Raw genomic sequence first — 10631 nt, forward strand, 5'->3', positions numbered from 1 at the left:
GCAGTGCAATTTCTTCTCGTAAACGGAAGAAAATAGAACCCGCACCTTGTCCACGATACTCAGGTAAAAGCACAGACTCAGCAAAATAAAAGCCTTTACTTAAATCCCAACCTGCTTTTAGAAATGGCTGTTGAAATTCAGTTTTAGCATGACTCAAAGGCAAACAGCTTGCTGCACCAACAACGACACCATTGTCTAATGCCAATACAAAAAAGCTGTCAGGTTTAGATAAATATGCTTGTAGGTAGTCAGCCTCATACTCTATTTCCCCTTCATACAAATAAGGGTAATCATAAAACACTTTCAACCTAAGTCTTGCCATATCTGGCAAGTAAGCTTGCATAGCAGGACCAGTAACACACAAATAATCAGTAATCTGTTTGCTCAACTTGTTTCACCCACTCGGCCAAATTGTAATAACTGGTTACTCTAACAATAAGATTGTCTTGTAACTCAAAGAAGGTGCCGCCTTTTATCTTATAGTATTGTCCATGGGCTTCGGGTAAAGAGAATTCACTCTCAAGATAATGCCCTTCTACTATAAATTCGGCCGCTGCCTTATTACATGATTTATCGAACATAATAGCAAGATCAGAAATCTGCTCATCATAATTACGATTGACACGATTCATAAAAAATCGAAATGCCGTCTTTCCTTGTTCTTGCACACCTTCGTTAACATCGTGCACAACATCATCTGACAAAAGGTCAAAGAATGAAATCATATCCTTATCATTCAGCGCCTGATAATAAGCGCGGATGATTGATTCGGCTGTCTTACTACTCATATTAAACACTCTGGCTCATGATCTATTGAGTAAAACATATTGTTTAATATTTAGAACATGACATGCCGCAACCAGATAGATTTTCTTCGCAGATGAACAAACAAACTTAAAATCCGAAAATAATAAGTAGGCGCTTCAACTTTTTAATAGCAGATAATTAAGCGACCTTCTCTGAGGGAGCGCCTTTCTCAGGTAAGCTCTTCACAAAACTTAGCCCTTTTTCTAGCCAGCTTTCTAACTCTTCATTGGTTTCAATAAGCTCAGCCTCAACACACACAACATCCGCCATAGGACGACCTGCGTAATCAAACTGCTTAACATAATTTTGAGCGAGGGATTTTGAATAGTGATCTGGGCCTATGCGAGTTAGGAGACTGTTGCCAATAACGCCTATACACATATGCCGATTAAGTAAAAAGCAATAACCGCCAAACATTTCCTTTTCTTGCATTTCGAAATCAGAATCAAGTAGGGACCTAATACGTTCAACTAACGCTGTTTCATATTTCATTTTGCATCTTCCTTTACTAAATAAACTTAATTTTAGTTTCAGTAAAACTGCACTCCATGGATGTAACTTCCTGTCCTACTTTAAAATATGCGCAAAAAATGATCAGATAGCCAATAGTTTTAGGTAACAAAAAGCAATGGCGCCATACTAACGCCATTGTGGTTCAAATTTGAACAAGGTCGGGATGCGAGACAAAGAGTCTTAAAAATCATTTCCACAGTGGCTTTTTTAGCTCCTCATAAGCTTCTGCTTTAGTAATGCCAATATCTTTAAGCTGATACTCATTTAAAGTCATTAAATGCTGACGTGTACGACGATTATGCTGAATACGTTTAATGCTTAAAGAAAAGTGATTAATAATTTTTTCTAACGCGTTTAGTTTTATTGCTTGAACTTGCTTAAGACAGACATGATTTTGCTTTGTGTAGAGTAAAGACATAACATTTTCCTCTCTAATGTGTTTTGCTATGACTTTATAATCGATTAAAAAACAAACACTGACAAACGAGAAAGTTAAGCCTACAATTAAGAAAAACTTAACTATAAATAAACACTAATGAAAAAAAATCGATTACCTCCTTTAAAGTCTCTTCATGCTTTTCGATATGCAGCACAATCGTTAAGCTTTAAAACAGCAGCAGAGCAGCTTAATGTCACCCAAGCAGCAGTTAGCCAGCAGATAAAAACATTAGAGCAATCTTTAGAATTGGAACTATTTGAAAGACACACACGTCAAGTTGTCTTAACAAGTGAAGGAGAATACCTGTTCACTTATGTAAGTCAGGCATTCGACTTACTGGAGCAAGGCGTAAAGGAAATTATCGAAGACCCTAACCCAAACAAGCTAGTCATTAGTACCCTGCCTTCTTTTGCAAGCCGCTGGTTAGTATCACGACTCGGTAGATTTCAAGCCCAAGAACAAAATATAGACATCCAACTAAGCCCTAGTCTCGCTATCGCAAGTTTTCAAAACCAAGAACTAGATTTATCGATTCGATTTGGGCAGGGACAATACGAAGGGCTTAAGTCAGAACTTTTGTTTGAAGAAGAGTTAATCCCCATTTGCCACCCCTCTTTGATCGATATGAAGAAACCGATTCCTCCCCAGCTGGCTAAGCTCCCTATCATTGCTGACAATGGACCAGATATGAAAGCGGTTTGGCCTTTATTCCATCAAATTATTGGTACTGAAGAGCCGCTTACACCCTCACGTTTACAGGTTTCAGATTCAACCGTGCTTATTGAAGCACTCCTTTCCTGCCAGGGCATTAGCATGATGAGATATAGCTTGGTCTACGAGTTAATACAGAAAGGTCAGTTAATAAGCCCTCTACCTTTACACATGAAGTCTCGATATAACTTTTATCTCGTCGCACCAGCCCCCCATTTTAAATACGAGAAAATGCTTAAGTTTAAACATTGGCTAAAAGGTGAAGTAAAAGAAATACAGGCAAGCTGGAAGCAATATCAAAAAGAGACTAAGGGGTTATACGAAGTGGATTTTAACCATATCAGTAACCTAGAAGACTAAAAAAGAGAGTCGCCAATAAGCCACTCTCTTTTCTTACATCCTATACGTTGAATCGCGATACCATACTCGTTAAATCATCACTCTGATTTTCTAGATTTGAAATAGCATTGCGATTATCAGATACCGCTTTTGAGGTCTCATCAGACAAGACAAAAATACGTTGAATATTGGCACTAATCTCATCAGTCACCTTAGACTGCTGTTCTGAAGCTGCGGCAATTTGCATATTCAAATCAGAGATAGTCTGCATCTCACGAGAAATTTCGATTAATGCATTTTCAGCGTTCTCAACCAGCTTAACAGCACCTTTACTCATCGTCTCACTTGATCCCATCACTTTTACTGCGGATTCTGTCCCAGTTTGTAATGATTCAATCATAGAGCGAATTTCTTCAGTACTATGCTGTGTTCGTCCAGCCAATGTTCTAACTTCATCCGCTACAACGGCGAAGCCTCGGCCTTGTTCACCTGCTCGAGCAGCCTCAATCGCAGCATTCAATGCTAATAAATTTGTTTGATCGGCGATTTCACCTATCACACTCACAATCTCACCAATACGATCAGATTGAGTCTTTAAATCTGTAATCACTGTCATGCCATTTCGAACTTCAACCGCCAAATGTCCCATCCCACTGGATGCTTCAGATAAGGCTTTAGAGCCACAATCAAACTCAACTTTAGCATGGTCAACCGCCGTTACAGCATCCGCTGTATTCGCAGCAACTTCATGGGCGGTACTAGACATCTCCTCAACGGCAGTCGCTAATAGTTCAGTCTCGTCTTTTTGCTGATTAGTCCGAACAGCATTATCTTGCGCATTACAGTTTATTTGCTCTAAACCTGTCTCAAGGTTTAAAGAAAGTTTGCGAATGTCTGCAATCAGGGTCGACATATTATCCATAAATTTATTAATTTCATCAGCTAGATTACCAAACTCATCGTCCTTATTAATTTCAATTCGTTTAGTCAGATCAGCGTCGCCTTCAGATAAATTATGAATCGCAGAGAAAAGTGTTTTAAGCCTGCTATTAACAAATAGGTTTAGCCAGAACACGAGTACCAAGATAATCAGCAATGCCACAACTAAGATAATAAAGCTATACAAGGAGCTATTTTGAGTACTTTGTTCAAACTCAGCGGTTAACTCCTGAACTCTTTGCTGATACTCAGTTTCTAACGTAGCGAACCCTTTAATCGCAGGCGCATCAGATATTTTCACAGCCTTATCAAGCTGCTGTATATCTAGACCTTGCTGCTTCAGCGTCTGAACTTGGTAAGTTGCATCCAGGTACTTTTTTAAGGTTGATTCAATGTCATTTAATGCCGTTCTCTCGGCGTCGTTTAGGCCGATTAGCGCACGATAATTCGCAGCCGTCTCCACAACACTCGCATAGGCATTTTCAACTTGACCTACGTATTTTGGCGTACCACGTAACACATAATTTTTAAAACTATGTATTAGCGATCCATAACCAGAATCACGTGACATTTTTAATAATAAAGACTGCCTAGCAAGCGCCGAATCTTGTAGTGCTTGCCAGCTTTTATGGTGAGCATTAGCTAAGCTATTTTCAATGATTAATAATGTTGAAAAAGTAACAACAATCAACCCAATGAATATGTAAAATCTTTGTCTAAGTGTCATATTAGCTACCTATCATCCATGTAATATCAACAGCAATAATAGAACATTGCAGCAACTTAAAATTGAGATAGATCAAAGTTTTCTATTATCTCTGCTTATAGTTTATTACACTCGATAGGTTTGAAGGTTTCACATAGGTCATATTCAATAAATGTAAAATCAGATTTATTTAGGCCTTTCCCGACCTGAAAAATCATAAGTTAATACTGCTTCAAAAGGTTAGCTGCTAGAATAGGGGCAAAATTAATCCCACCTGCAAAAATGGTTATCTATGAAACTACTTATTCGTAATATCGCTCGTAATACCAGCGAAGAAGAACTACGCACCTTATTTGAAGAGTTTGGCACACTACAATCTTGTACACTGGTACTAGATAAAGAAACAGGTGAATCAAAAGGCTTTGGCTTCGTTGAAATGCCAAAAATCGGCGATGCAAAACTAGCGATTAAAAAACTTAATGGCAAAGAAATTGACGGCTGCAAACTTAGAGTTAAAAAAGCTGAAGATAAAACAGCAGACTAAGTTTATTAAGAGGTTAGACATACGTCTTATCTAGCCTCTTATTAATCCCATAGGCACAAAACGAATCCCGTTAAACTCAGACTCAACTCCCGTCACTTCAAATCCATAAGCCAAATAAAAAGCTTTAGCGTTTACAGAGGAGCGTAAGCTAATTTCTTTTTCTAACGTTTGAGTCAATACATGATCCAATAAGAGCCGACCTGCACCTTGCCCTTGTACCTCTTTGGCAACAAACAAGTGAGTTAGGTAATTACCATCTCGCAAAGCAGCAAAGCCTATAGCTCTCTGATCGGATACCAGCTTCACACTGTAAAAGCACGATTCATCAAAGGTTTTCTTAATATCAGGCAACACCCGACTCAGGTATTCAGATTTGCCTAGCTCATTAAAGAGCGGTAATACATCTTGCTCTGAGACAGAACGAACCATCTCCTCAACCTCTTCAAGGTCTTGCCATGTAACTTTGCTTATTTGCACAGAAAACCTGCCTATAAAAATATCTATCCATATTGAAACCTTCAAAGGCGAAAGTCTAGACTAATGCAAACTTTGAAGTCTAAGCCTGAACTCCATTAAAAATGAGGGGATTACCGGATCATCAACGACTGTGTGATTATCAAGGAATTCTAATCATGAGTATAAATAAGCTTTAGTCGTTGAAGTCATCTTGATAACTGGCTGTATTAGGCATAAAGTATTTATGATCTTTAATGCCAACAAGGAGATGTTGGAGTATACAAAGAGGAACTCCCACACTGCCATTGGCGATGTCTCTTTTTACTTCTTAGGTTGGGGTAGGAAGCGGGATGGGATCATCAATGACTCTGTGGTTATCAAGAAATTCTAATCATGGGTATAGATAAGGCTTAGTGGTTGAAGTCATCTTGATAACGACCCCTTTGATCCGGTAATCCCCCCATTTTTAATGGAGTTCAGGTGTAGACTTTAAAGTTTGCGTTAAACGCCTTTTTTGTATCGGTGTAATGCCACCAATGCCCATGTTAGGTCGCTCGTTATTGTAAGTCCATAACCAGTGCGTTGCTTTATCTTGAAGCGCTTTAATATCTTCGTACAAGTAATGACTCAGCCAATCATATCTCACTGTACGGTTAAATCGCTCTATATAAGCGTTTTGCTGTGGTTTGCCAGGTTGGATAAAACTGAGCTCAATGCTGTTTTCTTGTGCCCAACTTGCCAGCTTCTCACTGATATACTCAGGGCCATTATCACACCGTATCGCTTTAGGTTTACCTCGCCACTCAATAATCTGATTGAGTGCGCGTATAACACGTTCTGCTGGTAAGGATAGGTCCGCATCAATCGTTAACCCTTCTCGATTAAAGTCATCAATCACGTTAAACAAACGGCAACGTCGACCATCTGAGAGTTGATCATGCATAAAATCCATTGACCAACATTCATTGATTTGTTCTGGCACCGCTAAGGGTTCAGGCTTTTCACGGACTAAGCGTTTATGAGGTTTGATGCGCATGTTGAGCTGTAGCTCACGATAAATACGGTAAACACGCTTATGGTTCCATGGATAACCACAGACATTTCTGAAGTAGAGAAAACATAGCCCAAAGCCCCAGTTACGCTGATTTTGAGTCAGCCCGATTAATTGCTCAACAATCAACTGATTCTCATCATTAAGTTTAGGCTGATAACGGTAGCAGGTCTCGCTGATCTTAAACGTCCGACAGGCAGATGCAATACTGAGGTGATAAGTCACCACAGCCTGTTTGGCCATCGGCTTGCGGTCAGCGGCCTTCACCACTTTTTTGCCATGGCTTCCTGTATGATCTCTGCCTTGAGTTTTTCTTCGGCATACATCTTTTTAAGACGACGGTTTTCTTCTTCGAGTTCTTTCATTCGAGTGATTAAAGAGGCATCCATACCACCGTACTTGGCTCGCCACTTATAAAAGGTCGAATTACCAATGCCATGCTCGCGACACAGCTCCGCCACGGGCACTCCTGCCTCGGCTTGGTTTAAGATGCCCATGATTTGACTGTCTGAATAGGTTTTATTTTTCATCGTGATCTCCTAGTAATTAGCTTATTAGAAAACTCTACGACTGACCTCTATTATTTTTCGGGGGGATTACCCTAGTAATTAGCTTATTAGAAAACTCTACGACTGACCTCTATTATTTTTCGGGGGGATTACCTGTTATGCGTAGCGTGGCTAATAGAGAGCCACTTCTGAGTTCGGCTTTTGCACTTTGCCTTTAAAATTATCTCGCACTTTTCTCTAGACGAAAAAAAAACCAGCTCATTGAGCTGGTTTTTTTATAATTCAATCTTGATAACGACCTACTCTCACATGGGAACTCCCACACTACCATCGGCGATGCCACTTTTCACTGCTGAGTTCGGGATGGGATCAGGTGGTTCAATGACTCTATGATTATCAAGAAATTCTGTTTGTCAGAACAAGCTCTGTTTGTGGCTTATTCATTGACGAATTTGCTTATGCTTTAACAATACTTTTTGAATAGTCTTCTCTTTATTAGAGAAGTTAACGATAACCAAGCCTCAAACCAGCTTGCGATGTCTTACCATCATTCTAAATCGTAATATAACGCTAAACCATTTTGGCGTTATATGGTCAAGCCTCACGAGCAATTAGTACAGGTTAGCTCAATGCCTCACAGCACTTACACACCCTGCCTATCAACGTCGTAGTCTTCAACGGCTCTTTAGGGAACTTAAAGTTCCAGTGAGATCTCATCTTGAGGGAGGCTTCCCGCTTAGATGCTTTCAGCGGTTATCCCGTCCGAACGTAGCTACCCGGCAATGCCACTGGCGTGACAACCGGAACACCAGAGGTTCGTCCACTCCGGTCCTCTCGTACTAGGAGCAGCTCCTCTCAAATCTCAAACGTCCACGGCAGATAGGGACCGAACTGTCTCACGACGTTCTAAACCCAGCTCGCGTACCACTTTAAATGGCGAACAGCCATACCCTTGGGACCGGCTTCAGCCCCAGGATGTGATGAGCCGACATCGAGGTGCCAAACACCGCCGTCGATGTGAACTCTTGGGCGGTATCAGCCTGTTATCCCCGGAGTACCTTTTATCCGTTGAGCGATGGCCCTTCCATACAGAACCACCGGATCACTAAGACCTACTTTCGTACCTGCTCGACGTGTCTGTCTCGCAGTTAAGCGCGCTTTTGCCTTTACACTCTTCGCATGATTTCCGACCATGCTGAGCACACCTTCGTGCTCCTCCGTTACTCTTTGGGAGGAGACCGCCCCAGTCAAACTACCCACCACACAGTGTCCTCGATCCCGATTAGGGACCTGAGTTAGAACCTCAAACATACCAGGGTGGTATTTCAAGAGTGGCTCCACCCGAACTAGCGTCCGGGTTTCAAAGCCTTCCCACCTATCCTACACAAGTAGGCTCAAAGTTCACTGTGAAGCTATAGTAAAGGTTCACGGGGTCTTTCCGTCTAGCCGCGGATACACAGCATCTTCACTGCGATTTCAATTTCACTGAGTCTCTGGTGGAGACAGTGTGGCCATCGTTACGCCATTCGTGCAGGTCGGAACTTACCCGACAAGGAATTTCGCTACCTTAGGACCGTTATAGTTACGGCCGCCGTTTACTTGGGCTTCGATCAAGAGCTTCGCCTAAGCTAACCCCATCAATTAACCTTCAAGCACCGGGCAGGCGTCACACCCTATACGTCCACTTTCGTGTTTGCAGAGTGCTGTGTTTTTAATAAACAGTCGCAGCCACCTGGTATCTTCGACCAATCTCAGCTTAAGCAGCAAGTGCCATCACCAAAATCGGCGTACCTTCTCCCGAAGTTACGGTACCATTTTGCCTAGTTCCTTCACCAGAGTTCTCTCAAGCGCCTTGGTATTCTCTACCTGACCACCTGTGTCGGTTTGGGGTACGGTTCCCATATATCTGAAGCTTAGAAGTTTTTCCTGGAAGCATGGCATCAACCACTTCACCCAAAAGAGGGCTCGTCATCAGTTCTCGGCCTTAAAGGCAACCCGGATTTACCTAAGTCACCAGCCTACCGCCTTAAACACAGACAACCATCGCTGTGCTGGCCTAGCCTTCTCCGTCTCTCCATCGCAATATATGCAAGTACAGGAATATTAACCTGTTTCCCATCGACTACGCATTTCTGCCTCGCCTTAGGGGCCGACTCACCCTGCCCTGATTAACATGGGACAGGAAACCTTGGTCTTCCGGCGGGGGAGTTTTTCACTCCCCTTATCGTTACTCATGTCAACATTCGCACTTCTGATACCTCCAGCCTGCCTTACAGCTTGACCTTCAACGGCTTACAGAACGCTCCTCTACCATGCCTAGTAAACTAAGCATCCGTAGCTTCGGTGTACAGTTTAGCCCCGTTATATCTTCCGCGCAGGCCGACTCGACTAGTGAGCTATTACGCTTTCTTTAAAGGATGGCTGCTTCTAAGCCAACCTCCTAGCTGTCTAAGCCTTCCCACATCGTTTCCCACTTAACTGTAACTTTGGGACCTTAGCTGACGGTCTGGGTTGTTTCCCTTTCCACGACGGACGTTAGCACCCGCCGTGTGTCTCCCGTAATTGCACTCATTGGTATTCGGAGTTTGCATGGGGTTGGTAAGTCGGGATGACCCCCTAGCCCAAACAGTGCTCTACCCCCAATGGTGAGATACGAGGCGCTACCTAAATAGCTTTCGAGGAGAACCAGCTATCTCCGAGCTTGATTAGCCTTTCACTCCTATCCACAAGTCATCCCCGCATTTTTCAACATACGTGGGTTCGGTCCTCCAGTTAGTGTTACCCAACCTTCAACCTGCCCATGGATAGATCGCCCGGTTTCGGGTCTATTCCCAGCAACTATACGCCCTATTAAGACTCGGTTTCCCTACGGCTCCTCTATTCGATTAACCTTGCTACTGAAAATAAGTCGTTGACCCATTATACAAAAGGTACGCAGTCACGGAACAAGTCCGCTCCCACTGCTTGTACGTACACGGTTTCAGGATCTATTTCACTCCCCTCACAGGGGTTCTTTTCGCCTTTCCCTCACGGTACTGGTTCACTATCGGTCAGTCAGGAGTATTTAGCCTTGGAGGATGGTCCCCCCATATTCAGACAGGATACCACGTGTCCCGTCCTACTCGTTTTCATTAAAAGGGCATTTTCGTATACGAGGCTTTCACTCTCTACGGCGGCACTTTCCAGAGCCTTCTACTAACACCAATCTAACTTAAGGGCTAATCCCCGTTCGCTCGCCGCTACTTAGGGAATCTCGGTTGATTTCTTTTCCTCCGGGTACTTAGATGTTTCAGTTCCCCGGGTTCGCCTCGTATGGCTATGTATTCACCATACGATACCCGCAAGCGGGTGGGTTTCCCCATTCGGACATCTCGGGATTAACGCTTGTTTATCAACTCCCCCGAGCTTTTCGCAGATTACCACGTCCTTCATCGCCTCTGACTGCCAAGGCATCCACCGTGCACGCTTGGTCACTTGACCATATAACCCAAAAGGGTCTATATACCAACGAGCTTTTGTGTCTCGCTGGATTTACGATTTGAAAATCACTCTAGGTTAAAGAGTGTTTCCACCGGTTTGACGCTTGATTATCGTCTTGAAACACAAAAATAAGATCA

9 protein-coding genes and 2 rRNA genes are annotated in these 10631 nt (G+C 42.6%); 2 read left to right on the forward strand and 9 right to left on the reverse strand.

Going from position 1 to position 10631, the window contains the following annotated elements:
• The 4 genes from MED121_RS00005 to MED121_RS00020 form a co-directional block, all read right to left on the reverse strand.
• A partial coding sequence (locus MED121_RS00005; RefSeq protein WP_131470963.1) for a GNAT family N-acetyltransferase occupies positions 1-388 on the reverse strand: 388 nt, incomplete at its 3' end.
• The gene (locus tag MED121_RS00010) at positions 369-788 is read right to left on the reverse strand and encodes a ketosteroid isomerase-related protein (protein WP_009831512.1); all 420 of its coding nucleotides are present in this window, start codon (positions 786-788) and stop codon (positions 369-371) included. The genes MED121_RS00010 and MED121_RS00005, both read right to left, overlap by 20 nt.
• Before the next feature lie 157 nt (positions 789-945).
• Entirely contained in the window at positions 946-1299 is a 354-nt protein-coding gene (locus MED121_RS00015; protein WP_009831513.1) for a TfoX/Sxy family protein, read from the reverse strand.
• A gap of 208 nt (positions 1300-1507) precedes the next feature.
• The gene (locus MED121_RS00020) at positions 1508-1738 is read right to left on the reverse strand and encodes a DUF1127 domain-containing protein (protein ID WP_009831514.1); all 231 of its coding nucleotides are present in this window, start codon (positions 1736-1738) and stop codon (positions 1508-1510) included.
• Positions 1739-1855: 117 nt separating this feature from the next.
• On the opposite strand from MED121_RS00020, the gene MED121_RS00025 reads away from it, so the two are divergent.
• Positions 1856-2830, forward strand: a complete 975-nt coding sequence (locus MED121_RS00025) for a LysR substrate-binding domain-containing protein (protein WP_009831515.1) — start codon at positions 1856-1858, stop codon at positions 2828-2830.
• A 40-nt stretch (positions 2831-2870) separates the two neighbouring features.
• Here MED121_RS00025 and MED121_RS23485 read toward each other — a convergent pair whose 3' ends face one another.
• Complete coding sequence (locus tag MED121_RS23485; RefSeq protein WP_009831516.1) at positions 2871-4475, reverse strand: methyl-accepting chemotaxis protein; 1605 nt, start codon at positions 4473-4475, stop codon at positions 2871-2873.
• A gap of 271 nt (positions 4476-4746) precedes the next feature.
• Here MED121_RS23485 and MED121_RS00035 point away from each other — a divergent pair, with 271 nt between their 5' ends.
• Positions 4747-4998 carry an RNA-binding protein gene (locus MED121_RS00035; RefSeq protein WP_009831517.1) on the forward strand — a complete coding sequence of 84 codons (252 nt, stop codon included), beginning with the start codon at positions 4747-4749 and terminating at the stop codon, positions 4996-4998.
• A 30-nt stretch (positions 4999-5028) separates the two neighbouring features.
• On the opposite strand, the gene MED121_RS00040 is transcribed toward MED121_RS00035, so the two are convergent.
• The 4 genes from MED121_RS00040 to MED121_RS00060 form a co-directional block, all read right to left on the reverse strand.
• Positions 5029-5475, reverse strand: coding sequence for a GNAT family N-acetyltransferase (locus tag MED121_RS00040; protein WP_009831518.1), 447 nt, complete (start codon positions 5473-5475; stop codon positions 5029-5031).
• 445 nt (positions 5476-5920) lie between these two features.
• A protein-coding gene (locus tag MED121_RS00045; protein WP_085987748.1) for an IS3 family transposase occupies positions 5921-7035 on the reverse strand; the annotation gives its coding sequence in 2 pieces (ribosomal slippage) (positions 5921-6783 and positions 6783-7035; 1116 coding nt in all).
• 265 nt (positions 7036-7300) lie between these two features.
• Positions 7301-7415: ribosomal RNA gene (rrf, locus tag MED121_RS00055) — 5S ribosomal RNA — on the reverse strand.
• A 189-nt stretch (positions 7416-7604) separates the two neighbouring features.
• Positions 7605-10494 (reverse strand): 23S ribosomal RNA (locus MED121_RS00060).
• Positions 10495-10631: the final 137 nt, after the last annotated feature.

Origin of the sequence: Marinomonas sp. MED121 (assembly GCF_000153025.1) — a bacterium.
Lineage (GTDB): Bacteria > Pseudomonadota > Gammaproteobacteria > Pseudomonadales > Marinomonadaceae > Marinomonas.

Bases quoted from the DNA above. Each gene is read 5' to 3' on its own strand.
- MED121_RS00010 (WP_009831512.1), bottom strand. From the start codon at position 788: ATGAGTAGTAAGACAGCCGAATCAATCATCCGCGCTTATTATCAGGCG.
- MED121_RS00015 (WP_009831513.1), bottom strand. From the start codon at position 1,299: ATGAAATATGAAACAGCGTTAGTTGAACGTATTAGGTCCCTACTTGAT.
- MED121_RS00020 (WP_009831514.1), bottom strand. From the start codon at position 1,738: ATGTCTTTACTCTACACAAAGCAAAATCATGTCTGTCTTAAGCAAGTT.
- MED121_RS00025 (WP_009831515.1), top strand. From the start codon at position 1,856: ATGAAAAAAAATCGATTACCTCCTTTAAAGTCTCTTCATGCTTTTCGA.
- MED121_RS23485 (WP_009831516.1), bottom strand. From the start codon at position 4,475: ATGACACTTAGACAAAGATTTTACATATTCATTGGGTTGATTGTTGTT.
- MED121_RS00035 (WP_009831517.1), top strand. From the start codon at position 4,747: ATGAAACTACTTATTCGTAATATCGCTCGTAATACCAGCGAAGAAGAA.